The organism is Bacillus sp. ISL-47 (genome assembly GCF_018613175.1).
GTDB lineage: Bacteria > Bacillota > Bacilli > Bacillales > Cytobacillaceae > Cytobacillus.
Window position 1 is genome coordinate 1 of record NZ_JAGGQS010000043.1, and the last position, 15,372, is coordinate 15,372.

General features: G+C 41.5%; 12 protein-coding genes. 2 read left to right on the forward strand and 10 right to left on the reverse strand.

Annotated elements, in window-relative coordinates; translation table 11 throughout:
- Positions 1–158 precede the first annotated feature (158 nt).
- Both J7I93_RS14395 and J7I93_RS14400 read right to left on the reverse strand, forming a co-directional pair.
- Entirely contained in the window at positions 159–1,103 is a 945-nt protein-coding gene (locus tag J7I93_RS14395; protein WP_214726560.1) for an alpha/beta hydrolase, read from the reverse strand.
- A 68-nt stretch (positions 1,104–1,171) separates the two neighbouring features.
- A complete protein-coding gene (locus J7I93_RS14400; RefSeq protein ID WP_214726561.1) occupies positions 1,172–2,818 on the reverse strand; it encodes a flavin-containing monooxygenase in 1,647 nt (548 codons plus the stop codon).
- A gap of 228 nt (positions 2,819–3,046) precedes the next feature.
- Between J7I93_RS14400 and J7I93_RS14405 the strand changes: the two genes are divergently transcribed.
- Positions 3,047–3,742, forward strand: coding sequence for a response regulator transcription factor (locus J7I93_RS14405; protein ID WP_214726562.1), 696 nt, complete (start codon positions 3,047–3,049; stop codon positions 3,740–3,742).
- 128 nt (positions 3,743–3,870) lie between these two features.
- On the opposite strand, the gene J7I93_RS14410 is transcribed toward J7I93_RS14405, so the two are convergent.
- Positions 3,871–5,151: a nickel pincer cofactor-dependent isomerase, group 22 gene (locus tag J7I93_RS14410; RefSeq protein ID WP_214726563.1), complete on the reverse strand. Its 1,281-nt coding sequence runs from the start codon at positions 5,149–5,151 to the stop codon at positions 3,871–3,873.
- 470 nt (positions 5,152–5,621) lie between these two features.
- Positions 5,622–6,896, reverse strand: a complete 1,275-nt coding sequence (locus tag J7I93_RS14415) for an L-cysteine desulfidase family protein (RefSeq protein WP_214726564.1) — start codon at positions 6,894–6,896, stop codon at positions 5,622–5,624.
- A 297-nt stretch (positions 6,897–7,193) separates the two neighbouring features.
- Here J7I93_RS14415 and J7I93_RS14420 point away from each other — a divergent pair, with 297 nt between their 5' ends.
- Positions 7,194–8,879 carry a LysM peptidoglycan-binding domain-containing protein gene (locus J7I93_RS14420; protein ID WP_214988481.1) on the forward strand — a complete coding sequence of 562 codons (1,686 nt, stop codon included), beginning with the start codon at positions 7,194–7,196 and terminating at the stop codon, positions 8,877–8,879.
- A 54-nt stretch (positions 8,880–8,933) separates the two neighbouring features.
- Here the strand turns inward: J7I93_RS14420 and J7I93_RS14425 are convergent, their stop codons facing one another.
- The 6 genes from J7I93_RS14425 to J7I93_RS14450 form a co-directional block, all read right to left on the reverse strand.
- A complete protein-coding gene (locus J7I93_RS14425) occupies positions 8,934–9,647 on the reverse strand; it encodes a gamma-glutamyl-gamma-aminobutyrate hydrolase family protein (RefSeq protein ID WP_214726566.1) in 714 nt (237 codons plus the stop codon).
- Between the two features lie 23 nt (positions 9,648–9,670).
- Positions 9,671–10,018, reverse strand: coding sequence for a hypothetical protein (locus J7I93_RS14430; RefSeq protein WP_214726567.1), 348 nt, complete (start codon positions 10,016–10,018; stop codon positions 9,671–9,673).
- 178 nt (positions 10,019–10,196) lie between these two features.
- Positions 10,197–11,804, reverse strand: a complete 1,608-nt coding sequence (locus tag J7I93_RS14435; protein WP_214726568.1) for a Kelch repeat-containing protein — start codon at positions 11,802–11,804, stop codon at positions 10,197–10,199.
- A gap of 173 nt (positions 11,805–11,977) precedes the next feature.
- Positions 11,978–13,495: an ABC transporter permease/substrate-binding protein gene (opuFB, locus tag J7I93_RS14440; protein WP_214726569.1), complete on the reverse strand. Its 1,518-nt coding sequence runs from the start codon at positions 13,493–13,495 to the stop codon at positions 11,978–11,980.
- A complete protein-coding gene (locus tag J7I93_RS14445; RefSeq protein WP_214726570.1) occupies positions 13,496–14,452 on the reverse strand; it encodes an ABC transporter ATP-binding protein in 957 nt (318 codons plus the stop codon).
- Between the two features lie 562 nt (positions 14,453–15,014).
- Entirely contained in the window at positions 15,015–15,302 is a 288-nt protein-coding gene (locus J7I93_RS14450; RefSeq protein ID WP_214726571.1) for a hypothetical protein, read from the reverse strand.
- Positions 15,303–15,372: the final 70 nt, after the last annotated feature.

A 15,372-nucleotide genomic window follows, 5' to 3' on the forward strand; every position in this document is an offset into this window, starting at 1 on the left:
GTCGTCATGACAGCTCTATGGCGACCTTTTTCGCTTTGCTTGGTTCCATGAAATCTTTGTTAGCCGCTTCACCGAGTTTCGTCTACGATATTCAATTATCTCCCCTGCAAAAACCAAAAGGAAAGGACACTCCCCAATGAAGTGTCCTTCCCTTTCTGCTATTTAGACGCAACACTGCCCTGAAAAACTCGATTTAATGCATCTGCCGCCTGCTCAATGGATTTTCTTCCCTGCTCGAGAGCTCCCGGCATCCAGAAGAAGCCATGAATCATGCCGTCATAGCGTTTCGCTTCGACTGGTACCCCTGCTTCTTTCAGGCGCTGTGCATAGGCTTCGCCCTCATCGCGGAGCGGGTCGAATTCCCCTGTGAGAACTAATGCAGGAGGAAGTCCGCTTAGGTCTTTTGCTTGCAGCGGTGAGGCATACGGATTCTTTCCGGCCTCTTCATCTTGTAAATAATGGTTCCAGAACCAGACCATGCTGTCTTTCGTTAACAGATAGCCATCTGCATTTTCAGTATAAGACTCAGTTGCATAGGAGTGGTTGGTTACTGGATAGATGAGCATTTGATAAGCAAGTGAAATTTCACCTTTATCTCTTGCCATCAAGGCAACAACCGCTGCGAGGTTTCCGCCGGCACTGTCGCCGCCTACTGCAATCCGGCTCGGATCTACAGCAATCGAAGCTGCATTTTCCGCCACCCACTTGGCTGCTGCATATGAATCATCTGCCGCTGCCGGGAATTTATGCTCTGGAGCCAATCTGTAATCCACTGAAACTACCACACAATTGGCCAGATTTGTTAATAGCCGGCATGGCACGTCGACTGTTTCCAGGTCACCAATGACCCAGCCTCCGCCATGATAGTAAACTAGTGCGGGAAATGGTCCTTCCCCTTTTGGCGTATAAATCCTGACCGGGATGTCTCCGCCTGGCCCCGAAATTTTTTTGTTTTCAACCTTTCCTACTTCCTCAGGCTCTCCTGCCAGCGCACTAAAATCTGTAGTCTGCCTTGCTTCTTCTGGTGTAAGAGAGCTCATTGGCGGCGCACCCATTGCCTCCATTTGTTCCAATAAAAATTTTGCCTGCGGATCTAATGCCATATTCTTTTTCCCCCTTAAATATTTATTAGTTATGGGTAAGGCTAAAGCTTGCCCTATCCATGATTCCCTTAGTTCACAGCGCTTTTCTCTGCGCTAGTCAAGGTGAAACCTTCATAGCCTTTTTCTGCCACTTCATCACAGATGTTCCGGTATGTCCCAACTCCGCCAAGATAGATTTGGAAGCCCCGCGCTTTTCCTTCAATATTTGCACCCATATACCAGGAGTCCGTTTTGGTGAATAGGGTTTGGTCGGCGATTTCCCGGCAATGCTTGCTCCAGGTATTTTCCGCTTCTTCCTTAACCTCAATGACCGCCTGGTTATGGTCGTGTAAATAGTTAATGCAATCGGATACCCATTCCACATGCTGCTCAATGGATACCATCATATTGCTCAGCACGGATGGGCTCTCAGGTCCAGTCAGCATGAACATGTTCGGGAAGCCTGCTGTACCAAGCCCGAGGTATGTCCTTGTCTGGGAACCCCCCGCCCATTTTTCTTTCAGAGAGACGCCATATTTTCCGCGGATATCCATTTTAAACAGCGGGCCGGTCATGGCGTCAAACCCTGTGGCAAACACAATCATGTCAAGCTCATATTCAGCATCTGCAGTCCTCACACCGGAAGCTGTGATCTCCTGGATCGGCGCTTTTTTGACATCAACCAGCGACACATTATCACGGTTATACGTTTCAAAATAATCGGTATCAATAATCGTGCGTTTCGTGCCATAATAGAATCTTGGAAGTAGTTTTTCCGCCACCTCCGGCTTTTGGACTGTTTCCTGGATTTTCGAGCGGATGAACTCAGCCACAATTTCATTTGCTTCTGGAGTTACGGACAAGTCATTATATGTGTAAGTCAGGGAAAGAAGTCCTCCTTTTTGCCAGGCTTCTTCAAACACCCTATGCCGTTTTTCTGGGGTTTCGTCAAACACTGAGATATTTCGAGGGGTTTCAGGTATGCCGGTTATGGAATGACGCATTTTTTCTCTGATTTCACTGTAATTTTTGCGAATATCTTTCAGGTATTCAGGATCGTTCGGCACATTTCTGGCTGGGCTGCTATACTGCGGAGTTCGCTGAAATACTGTGAGGTGCTGCGCTTCCTTTGCAATGACTGGTATGGCTTGTATGCCACTGGAGCCGGTTCCAATAATACCAACACGTTTTCCGTTAAACTCGACTTTTTCATGAGGCCAGTGGCCAGTATGGTACCATTCACCCTTAAATGATTCCAAACCTTTAAATTTAGGTACATTGGACGCTGACAAGCAGCCTACAGCTGTAATAAAATATTGAGAAGATACAGTTTCACCATTATTTAACTGGACATTCCATCTGTTTCTCTTTTCATCAAATTGGGCTGAAAGCACGCGAGTATTGAACTGTACATCTTTACGAAGAGCAAACTTATCTGCCACAAAATTTATGTAGCTCAAGATTTCAGGCTGTTCTGCGTACTTGGCGGACCAGTTCCATTCCTTCAGAAGCTCTTCAGAAAAAGTGTAATTATAATAGATGCTTTCAACATCACAGCGGGCACCGGGGTATCTGTTCCAATACCATGTTCCGCCTACATTATCGCCTGCTTCAAACACACGCGCTGAAAAACCTGCCTCACGCAGACGATAAAGCATATACAGTCCTGAAAAGCCTGCCCCTACGATTACTGCATCAAGATCCGTGAGAGAGTTCGATTTTTGATTGGATGACATACGTTCTACCTCCTCATCTTTTTAAGCGAGCTTGTTTCCACCTTTGAATCGGACATTAAGCAACTCTCATCTTTGTAAGCGATTACATTTTTTCGTGAAACTTGCCAGGTCCTTGCGATCCTCCTCTCTAAGAATAAGTATTGACTCTAGTTAAAGCTTACTACTTTACTTTTAATTTGAATATTCATAATTTTCTATATATAATATCCCTATAAAGAAGGTGATAATATGACAATTGATCCTACCTTTTTGGATAATATCCAGATTTTAGAAGAGGTGGACACGCATGAAGAGAAGCTGTATAAAATTCTTGAAGTTTATATGAATACCTTCCCTGTTAAAAACGCCTATTTATTCAGGTACTCCCCTTTAGGGTTCATAGGAGAAGGAATTATTGCAATCACTTCTATCGGATTAATGCATATCAGGGATATCCGGGATGATATCCGGTCCCTGCCGCTCATTTACTCAGCTCTTTATGAAAGAAAAGCCAAATATTGTTCAGGGCTTGAGTATCTTAAACAAATAAACATTAAATACATAACCACCTCCAATGTGAATTCATTCCTGGCAACCCCCATATGTTTTGGCTCCGTCGCAATCGGATACATTTGTACAAATGAGTTTGACGATGGTGTAAACATAACGGATCAGCTGGTTGCCTCTTTTACCAAATATGGGCGCCAGGTAGGAAAGATACTCGAAAAAACAAATGGCCCGGAAGATCCGCAGCTATTAAGCCGAAGAGAAATGGAAGTCATGAAGAGGATTTCCTGGGGGGAAAGCATAAAAGAAATGGCAGATTCGATGTTTATCAGTGAAGTCACCATCAACCAATATATAAAAACAGCCATCAAAAAATTAGGTGCGCAAAACCGGACACAAGCAATTGCAGAGATGTTTCGGAGAGGGATCATTTCTTAAGGTTACCAATAAAGGGCGGACTAAAAATTTTAATACCTAATTCTTTTTCCAAATAGTTTGTTCTGGCATTACTTCAGTTTTGAGTCCAAAAAAGCCCTAAAAGAGTCAAACTCTTTCAGGACTTTTTGTCATTTTTTTAAATTAAAAGAACTCGTTAGTTTCATAAGAAAGCCATCTTGATTAAAAACCATAGGGTATGGGCCAGGTACCAATAATTCAAATCGATCATTCTTTTTCAACTCGTTCCATAATGCTTCTGAAACCTCAATTTCTGCGAGCTCAAGTGTATTTTTTATCCTAACCATTCTAATTTCATCTGCTTTTTTGGGCTCGACAAACTTTAGAGCCACATCCATAAGCTCCCTATCGTTTTTTAATGTAATCGGAACTTTAGCAAGCTGTGGGAAAGCGGCAGTAATTACATTGGTATATGTATAGTCAAAGTTGATTTTGCCGGTTAGCCTGCGAGTGGTCAAATCAGCATAACCAATGCCTATAGCATTCCCATTCGTTTCTTCAGTCAAATCAAGAACACCTATAAAACGGATATCAGGAGAATCAGGCTCCTCTTGTCCCCTAACATATATACGGCCAATAATATTCGTATCCATCCCGGTCCCGCTTATATTTTTACCCATCTCATCCACTATTAAAATATCAATGTTATCAGATGGAAGGCTGGCCATTAGTTCCTTTGCTGTTAAAAGCAGCTTCTTCTCGGTTTCCAGCAATTTTTCAGCCTCAATCGCCTGTATATAGGCAGTTTCATCATAAGCGTTTTCAATAATAGCAATTCCGAAAGAAATTGGCATTTTTTCAATGAGCACTTGACTCATCTCCGGAATGAGATTCTTCAAACCATAAATACCGAAACTGTGAATATGTGATGCACCTATATGTTTTCCTAAACCGATTGTCAGCATTTTACAGATACCGCTTTCAATTTCACTTTTGAAATTGGTATGCGGTTTAATTCGATTCACAACAATCACGGCATCTGCTTCTGATGCAAATTTATCAATATAGACGGGAATGCTGTCCCGAGTCCTTCCAATTTCAACTACTTCCATAGAAGAACAAATGGGTGCTCCAACCTTTTCAGGAGTAATCCCATAACTGTGCAAAACCTCTTCCTGCCCCTTATCTGTAGCGCCTCCATGACTTCCCATAGCAGGAATAATAAACGGATTCGCACCTGCCTCTTTTACTTTTGTTACTATTGTCCTCACCACTGTCTGTAAATTGGCAATTCCGCGGCTGCCAACCGCAATGGCAACATTTGCACCTGGACGAATACGTTCTGATATCTCTTTGCGGTTTAATTCTTTGGCTGTTTCTGCTTCTGCATTCTCAATTTTTGGAGCGTAAAATTTCTGCCTGATTTTTATTAGATTGGGATATTCCTTCAATTCACTTCATTCCTTTTTAATTTTATTTTTGAAAGACTCTTTTCTAAAAGACTATTGTTCTTGTATAGCAAAAAAGGTTGGTTGATTGGAGCGCAAGGTGCTAATCCCGCGAAAATTCATTCGCATTTCCTTCGTGCAGTGATGATTCGAAGATGCTTATTCAAAGTCCAACGGGAGAAGTGGGACAGGCGAGACCCCACAGGCGCTTTTGTCCAGTGGGAGGCTCACACCGCCCACCCCGCGGTTCGCTGAGCATCCTGGAGCGGAAGTCAACCACTACCAACCACGTTGTAATTAGCAAGAATGTTTGCGGAAACAGCCTTTTGAAAAGATGTTATATAATTCCGGACTTACCCAAAAGCATTACATTATAGAAGCGGCCTTTACACAAAATTCTTTTTGATAAATATTTGCTGAAACTTTTTAACGTGTATAGGCTTATGGATCTAAATGTGTGAAACTTAGTGAACTTATTTTTCCATCATTAATTTCAAAATTAATTCGTCTGTATGATGAGTTCCTTCATTTCCGAGCTTGCAAAAACTTTCGATACTTTTTTCCACATCATCATGAATAAATCCATCTGTGGACTTAATTTCTTGATTGTTTAGTGCAAGCAAAGCAGATTGTACGGCAGCGTTTGAACAGGTGGATACTTTCATGGCGCATCCAGCCTTGGCTCCGTCACAAATCATTCCAGACACGTTCCCAATTGTGTTTTGAATCGCCGCTTTGACTTGCTGCAGGTGTCCATCCAGCAAATAGACAATAGCTCCGCTTGCTCCCATTCCTGCTGCTGTAACACCACATAACGCGGAAAGACGGCCAAACTTTGATTTTATATGAATTGTAATAAGATGGCTGAGTGCAACCGCCCGAATCATCTTCTCCTCCGTAACCTGCAATTTCTCTGCGACTGCAACAACTGGAAGGGTGACGGCTATCCCCTGGTTGCCACTCCCGGTGTTTGCCATGACAGGTAGAGTAGAGCCTGCCATTCTAGCATCTGACCCAGCCGCTGCCAAGGACATCGCGGCAGTGGCAATATCATCTGATAAAATGCCTTTCTTTACATTTTCCCTGATTGTTTTTCCGACCTTTAGCCCGTGCTCTCCCGTAAGGCCTTCTCTTCCTATGATTCTATTTAGCTCAATACTCTTTTTCACAAGAGATAAGCAGCTAAGATCGGTGTCATGAACCCATTCATAGATTTCATCAATTGAGAGAGAGATTAATTCCTCTTCATCCGACTGGATCCCAATATTCTCGCATCCCCCCTGGTAAATTAACTTACCATCAGCCTCTATTAAGGAAATATTACTATGGTTATCAGAAATAACAACTCTTGATGTATGCTTATCTGTTTTAAGACTCACTTCGATATAAAGTCGTTTCGGCGTGTCAGCCTGGCAGGAAACTACTTTGCCATCTTCTATTAGTTTTAGCGCGGTTCGCTCACCTTCAGGGCTAACTCCATTTAAAACCTCAAGCTGTTTATTAGGATCTCCAGCAACCGCCCCGATGGCAGCCGCGAAATCCAATCCGCTCGAAGTCATGCCAGGAATCCCGACGGATTTAGCATTTTTGATAATATTACCGCTGGCTTTTAAGCAAATCTTTATTATTTGCCCTTCTGCATAGCTCCTAGCCGTAGCTGCTGCTAAAGCAATCGCAACAGGTTCTGTACAGCCAAGGGCAACTACTAATTCTTTTTCCAGTATTCTTAATATCTTGTGCTTCGCCATTATGCTCAACCTCTGCTTTATCATATTTAAAATTGAGAACAGACTTTTTGGGAATAACTAATTTTGCAGACCTTATCTTAGTCTAAGCCTGGTCAAATTTTGAAGTTATTAAACTCCATTTATTATAAGGCAATTTAATATAAAAAGAGAGATGCAATATTTCCTATGCAAACGACCAACATAGCGGTCTGCACATTTTCCGGAGCTGAAGCCTTACCCGCCTAAAAATAACTGTCAAAAATCCCATCTCCATGCATATATAGATATAGATGCATTGGTGAGGGAGATGTGATGCGAATGAATGATCGTTATATCGTTCAGCCCGGAGATTCGTTATATACAATAGCGCTAAAATACAAAACAAATATTGATGGCATTAAAAATGCTAATCGCCTATCGACAAATACCATTTATATTGGCCAGTCATTGGCGGTTCCAGTACACAATGAACGAAATACTTATATGGTTCAGCCTGGAGACAGCTTGTACACGATTGCAGCGAGATTTGGTGTTACCATTGAAGAATTAAGAAGAGCGAATCAACTGCGGACTAATATCATTTATGTTGGAGAAAATTTCGTTATTCCAGAAGCAAAAAATGGTGAAGAAAGACAAACGGAATATGTGGTTAAAGCCGGAGATTCTTTATATGAAATAGCCCGGAGGTACAATACCACTGCCGAGAGTATTGTGGTTTTGAATAATTTAGAAAGCGCGGATTTGTCAATCGGCCAAAGACTCAGGATCCCGGTATATTCGGAGGTGGTCGTCAGTGCAGACAACGCGAATGTAAGGCAGCGGCCAGGCACTGCTTTTAATACCATTGCCCAGATGGACCGCGGAGCAAGGCTGCCACTGCTTGGTGTTCAAGGAGATTGGTATAAGGTTGCTTTATTCAATGGGGATCCCGGATGGATTTCCAAAACTGTATCCACCTTAAGAGCATTTGATGGCTCTGAGCCCACTTTACAAATTTTAGGTTATTACACCTTATCAGAAGGCCCTACATTGCCAAGTTCTTATGAGTCCTTTGTGGCAAACACAGCGAATATCTCTCAGAATGGATTATTCTTATTTAGGATCAGCAAAGATAATCCAACAACCATTGAAAAGTTTGGGGAATTCACCGATGAAGAAGTACGGCAGCTAGTCCGAATCGGCCATCGCAATAATGTAAAAATGCTGGCTACTGTCCATAACCTTTTATATGAAGAAGGAGTTGAACTGGCAAAGCAGGTTGTTCATGAACTGGTTTCATCTGAACAGAATATGAATGCTTTTGCTTTAAATTTAGCCAGATTAGTTGAAAGATATGGCTTAGATGGTGTCGATATTGATATCGAGGATGTCCTGGAAGAGGACCGAAATCGCTTAACGCGGTTATACCAAATCATCGGCCGCGTTTTTGATGAACGGGGGTATTTCTTCTCAACCGCTGTACCATCCAAAACAGGACCAGAGGATCCGAGTGTTTTTGCGAAGCCATTTGATTATCCAAATCTTCATAAGCCAACTGATCAATTTGTCATTATGCTTTATAACGAGCATGGCTGGCCTGGAAGCGGTCCGGGACCGGTTGTGTCTATCGGGCGAATGGAGAGAGTCCTGCGCTATGCGATGACCGTCATGCCGAAAGAAAAAATCGTGGCGGCTGTGTCTGTATTCGGTTTTGATTTTAACCTTGAAACAGGCCGTGCTGCCTATGCATCATTTGACCGTGCGATGGCACTGGCGGAGCAATATAATAAAGAAATTATTTTTGATGAAGAAACACAAACCCCGATGTTCGCCTATACAGATGCAAACGGGGTTAATCATGAGGTATGGTTCGAAAATCGGGCAAGTATTAAAGCCAAAGCTGAACTTGCAGACCGCCTTGGCATAAGAGGCCTGGCACTTTGGAGATTAGGAATGGAAGATGAAGGCATGTGGGATATGCTTGAAAATGAAGCAGTCGTTAAAAAGCATGGATTAGAGCAATAAAATCTTTACCAAAACAGATCAGCCCAGGAAAAGGCTGATCTGTTTTTAATCGGGTTACTTTTTTCTGTTTATACAAGCTCTGACAAATGCATGAAAAATGGATATTGACGTACCATCTTTCTTTTGGGTCATGCATTCAGGGTGCCATTGCACACCTAAGACGAAGGTATGCTTTTTACTCTCAAAAGCTTCGATAACTCCATCATTTGATATTGCACACACTTCGAAGTTTACCGGCATTTTTCTAACAGCCTGATGATGATAGCTATTCACCTTAAATTTTTCTTTTTGGGCAATTTTGTACAATAGTGAATCTTTGTTTACATTTACATAATGGGTAGCATGCCATTTAGGAGATTTTTGGGAATGCTGCAGCAGAGTTCCGTCCAGCTGTGTATAGATATCCTGATACATATCTCCTCCAGCAGCAATATTAAGGATTTGACAGCCTCTGCATATGGCTAAAATGGGTTTATCAAGAGTAAGCATTTTATGAATAATGCTTATTTCGAAAGCGTCTCGTTCGGGACAGATATTTCCAAGTTTTTGATGTGGTTCTTCTCCAAAAAGGATCGGATCAATATCCCCTCCCCCAGTAACAAGCAGACCGTCCATTGTTTCAGTTAATTGATCTGCATTCTCTTCATCCAACAGATTGGGAAGCACAATAGGAACAGCTTCAGCGTTTATTAATGAGATTATATTATCCATTGAAAGGGAAAGAAGCTGGTCATGTAAATCAGAAGTAACACCAATTACGGGTTTCATTTAGCACCTCATATCCACTGTTTTTAATCTTTCCTGAAAATGGAGCTAAGATTCTTTAAAGTATACAATCGACCGGCCATCATGAATAAGCTGTTATCATTTCTTTCTACATACTCATCAATAATGCTCAGCCCTTTTTTAAATTGATTCACTAAATAATGCGTGTACTTTTCATCCCAGGTAAACCGATTAATTCTTATCAGCTCATCTGCCAGAATATGAAACTTATAATCCTCCACAATCAGCTTGATTTGATATAATTTATCCCTATCCATAAAAAAGATATTGTTCTCCAAATTTTTATGGATGAAGCCTATAAAATCCTTTATATTTTCCGCCAGCAGATTCGCTTTTTGCATTTCGAAATTCATTGCCCCACCACCCCTGCATTTCTTTAAAAAATGTATGATGTGAGAGGACATTTTAAAACCTGCAGTACCAGAAACTTTATACTGCTTTATAAAAGAGGGCCTAAACGCATGTGCGGTTTAGGCCCCCTTTTATATTTTCATTTCTTTGTTCATATATGATTGGATGCAGCTCCTAACCTTATTGTTTATGATCTCTGGCTGAATCCCCCAAGCTTTGGATCATTTTACTTAACCCAGTCTTAACGCGAGCCGCTTCCTTTTGCCAGAGGCAGCCATTTTGATATAAAGCTGATTCTAGCAAATTCGATTTTTTAGAAGGTCGGAGGATGTGGCCTTTGGGAGTAGAAAGATTTTTCTGAAGCATTTCAGTAAGCAGATCTTTCGTGTTAGACTTCTCTTTCACCCATACTTCACAACCTTGAAATGGATTTGCAGTACCAAGATAGAGATTGCCATTTTCGGAGACAAACAGATTGCGGCATCCATAGTTTTTCGGGTTGCCAAGGCCATTTATCGTAACGGGGAACCAGTGAATACCATCCGGTGATTTCCATAGAGAGAAGCCAAAGGTCAAACGAGTTGCCGGAGAAATTAATGCAAAGAAGATGTCAGACAAACATTCGATCGGTATTAAATTTAAAAGAGGATATTCATTTACGAAGCTTTTGAGCACTTCAGGCAGAAGCGGCGGAATAAGATCTGTCCAGTCCCATGTTCCAAGATAAAGCGAGCCATTATACTCTTTAAGCTGCCAGCAATAGCCATTAGCTATATTGCCAAAGCCTGATGGCCATCCGCTGATTGCCGGACCACGTGTACCTGTTTCCGGATCTGCCGGTTCAACAGGCGCGCTGCCGATGACAAGTTCCCAGTTATCATCTTTGTCAATTCTGATTAAGTCAAATCCCTTTGGAGTTACAAGTCTATCATTCGGGTCTAGGCTGAAGATTCCAAAATAAACTGCTGTTCCAAGGTACAGGTGATTTTTATAGATTTCCAAGCTTAAAGGCACTTCATTCCTCGCATCGCCTGCTCCCTTGTCAACAACTTTTATCCAGCTGTTTGCTCTAGGATTTTCATCTTCTGAGCGCCAGAGTTCGAATCCTTCAGGCAGGGCTGTCCCAATATACAATCTATTATTATAGCTAGTCATGATAATTCCATTGCCTTGAGGATTTCTTTCAGGATCACCTGTTAAATCAATTTGCTCCCAGCCATCTTTCTCAGGATCTTCACTTACATATAGCAGCGTATTGGATATATTCAGCTCATTCCCTGGCAGTGCAGCCAAATATAGCTTATTGTTATGAACGACCATTGTTCTAGTTGACCCGCCCGCTAATAAAGCTGGCAGCGGACGCCAACCTTCCTCATCCGTATACTTCAAAACAAGCAAATTCGGACTAAAAGTGGCACAGCCCGCATATAGAGCTGTTTCTCCTGAAGGTGATTGGTAGGTAATCATAAACCTGAAGCCGATAACACCAAGTGACGGATCTTTAAAGACCCGCTCCCACTTTTCGCTTCCATCTTTCTTATAACGCCAAATCTCACCGCTAAAATCAGGATTCTTTGGGGTCAATTCCTCTGGCACATCAATATCGCCAATTACTGCACCGCTCGAAAGCACAGAATACACTATATTACGGCCTGTCCCAACATAAAGGTATTCTCCAAATTCAGCAACAGACCATGCGTAATTATTTTGCATGGCATTGTCTGGATCGGCCTTATCAAACCCATTTACCGGGGTAATCTTCTTAAACCCAGTTACATTCAAACCCAATATTTAACACCCCTTTCACTTTTATTAATAGATTATGCGAACGCTTATAAAGCGAAGGGGCGTATGACATGGACAAGGAAAGGAAATAGTTTATTGCCCTTTTATATAACAGGTATTTACTAGAATTCCATAAGGAAAACCGTTTGGACTCTTTCCAAACGGTTTCTCCATTACTAATTCAGCAATCCTTCTTTTTCTAAAAACTCTCTGGCAGTTTCTTCAGGACTTGCACCATCAACATTTACTTTATAGTTCATTTCACGCATTTCTTCATCGCTTATTTTCCCGCCAAGCTGGTTTAAGGCTTTTACCAATTTCGGATAATTTTCTGCAGTTTCTTCTCTTAACATAGGTGCACCTTGATATGGCGGAAATAGATTTTTATCATCCTCTAATACAGTAAGGTTATACCTGGCAATTTCACTATCTGTAGAGTAAGCATCCACCAGGTTTATTTCACCTTTTTCAATCGCACCATAACGAAGTTTAGGTTCCATTGTCAGTACGGTTGGAAAATCAAGGCCGTAAAGCTTTTGAATGCCTCGATATCCGTCCTCCCGATCGGAGAATTCAAGTGTAAAGCCTGCTTTAATATTTTGCTCGACAGTCTGAAGATCCGAAATGGTTTGAAGCTGAAACTCACTGGCCATTTGATCAGGTACTGCCAATGCATATGTATTATTAAAGGCCATTGGTTTTAGCAGTTCCATATTAAACTGTTCCTGCATCCCCTTTCTTGCCTGCTCATATACTTCTCCCCGGTCCGTGCTCACGGCTGTTTCTTTTAAAAATTCAGCAATGGCTGTTCCGGTAAACTCGGGATAAACATCGATGCTCCCAGACTTCAGAGCATTAAATACAAACGAAGTCTTCCCTAGCCCAGGCTTTAGCTCTACGTTAAGATCTGTTTCATTTTCAATCAGCAGCTTATACATATTGATAAGGATTTCCGGTTCAGATCCCATTTTTCCGCCTATGACGATATCCTCTTCAGGTTCTTTTGCCAGTAACGGCATGGCTATTAACACTATCATTGCTGCGATGAATACACCCAATGCAGTTAGCGACTTTTTAAAGGACATATGCTCAAATCTGCGCAGAAGCATATCAAAAAGAATGGCCAGTAAGGCGGCTGGTATCGCTCCAAGAATGATAAGGGTTGTATTATTTCTGTCAATTCCAAGCAGTATGAGCTCCCCTAGGCCGCCTGCCCCAATAAGGGCTGCAAGAGTAGCCGTTCCTACTATTAACACCATAGCCGTGCGGATTCCGGCCATAATGACTGGCATGGCTAAAGGAAGCTCTACCTTCATGAGCCGTTTTCGCCTATTCATTCCCATGGCACTTGCCGCCTCTAGGATGGAGGAATCAACTTCCTTAATGCCTGTGTATGTATTTCTTAAAATAGGCAGCAGTGCATATACAACCAGCGCAATAATGGCGGGCACTTTGCCAATTCCAAACAAAGGAATCAGCAGTCCGAGCAACGCTAAAGAAGGAATTGTCTGTAAAACGGCTGTAACCCCAATGATCCCCTCTGCGATTTTTTTCTTTTTTGTTAGATAAATCCCTAGCGGAATCGCTATTAACACGGCGAAAAATAAAGCAATTAAAGAAATTTGAATATGCTCAATCAGAACACTAAAAAGCTGGCCTTTTCTTTCATTAAAAACAGAACTGAGGGTACCCATTTATCTCACCTCTTTTTGCATTTCGCCAGCCAACTGGCGAATGATTGCCTGCCTGTTGATGATTCCAATTACTTTTCCATCTTCTTCAACAACAAGCTCATCATATTCTGCTAATTCTTTAAGTGTCTCATCCATTGAAGTAGATGCGGAAATTGTACGGTCAATTTGAGAAATTTCATTCTCTGATGCTTGCAAAATGAGATTATGTAGATTAAAACCTGACATTGTGATTCCCTGCTCTTCCCCAACGAAATTTCGGACAAATTCATTTACAGGATTGGCAAGAAGGTCCTCTGGAGTACCAATTTGTATGATTTCTCCATCCTTCATCACACATATCCTGTCACCAAGCTTTAAAGCTTCCTTCATATCATGTGTTACGAAAACGATCGTTTTTTTAATTTTCCGCTGAAGATGCAATAGGTCATCCTGAAGCTTTTCCCTGCTCAATGGATCCAGCGCACTAAAAGGCTCATCCATTAGAACAATTGCCGGATTGGCTGCTAACGCCCTCGTCACACCCACTCTTTGCTGCTGTCCCCCAGAAAGCTCGTGCGGCATGCGATCTCGATAGATTTCCGGCTCCAGTCCAACCATCTCCAGCAGCTCATCGATCCGCTTTTGAATTTTATCATGATCCCATTTTTTCAATTCCGGAACGATAGCGATATTTTCCCCAATCGTCATGTGCGGGAAAAGAGCAATCTGCTGGAGGACGTATCCGATATCCCAGCGTAATTCATGAATATCATAATCGCTTACCCTTTTGCCATTGATCAGGATTGTCCCCTCTGTTAGAGGAATAAGCCTATTGATCATTTTTAACGCAGTTGTTTTTCCCGATCCGCTTGGTCCGATAATAACAAAAAACTCGCCTTCCTCTATGTTTAAATTTATTGAATGAACAGCATGAGTACCATCAGGATACTGTTTTGACACATTGTCAAACTGAATCATTACTCCACCCCTTTTTATAAATCACTTCAGAAATATTACCAAAGAACTCTTTGGTAAAGCCATTTTAGATATAGGCTCTTTTCGTATAGATTGTTGTTTTTGGACTATAAAGCTTGCCCGTTGATTTCCGCTCCAGTCACGCAGCGAACCCGCGGGGAGGAACGGGAGCCTCCTNNAATCAACTCAGTAATTAAAACTAGTTTATAAGCATCAAACTTTGCGAAAACAGCCTAGATATATTATTTTTCACAGTTAGACGTGTAACTATAATACATATAGTAAATATGTTTTTCCACTATTTAAGGTTTATGAATGTGCAGGCTGGTCTGATATTAAATAAAGGCGGGGCTTTTATGCAAAATCCTTTTTGAGAAGATGGCATTCTATATGTTTCTTTCCTTTAGACTAAACATAGAGCTGAGCACAAAAAAGGACAGTCTCACTAATACAGAGACTGCCTTTTTTCCTCATTTAAATAACTTCCTATAAAATTGACTTGTCACATTCATTTTTATTTTAAACGCAGCCAGAGGGCAGGTACTAATTTATTGTATAATCCTTTTCAACTGGCAAACTGAACCTTTTTAAATAATCCCGGAAAGTCATTTACGATAATTTTGCGAACATTTCTTATGTCCTTAATAGGGTATGTTTGAACTTTTTGTAAAGTGGAATTAGAATTTCCTTTATATATATTAATGGTCCTTTCAACAAAGCTTTCCTTTTGAAACAGATAATTATCTTTCATTTCAAAAACCTTATTCTCTGTTTGTTCATAAATGATGTAATAGTCTTCCATGATCTCACCACAGAACAATTCCTTGGTTTCAATTACTTCGTATACTTTCATCGTTATCATCCTCCCTTATTTATGGACTATCAATGACCAAACAGGTAATTGACGCAAGCAAGTAATTCTA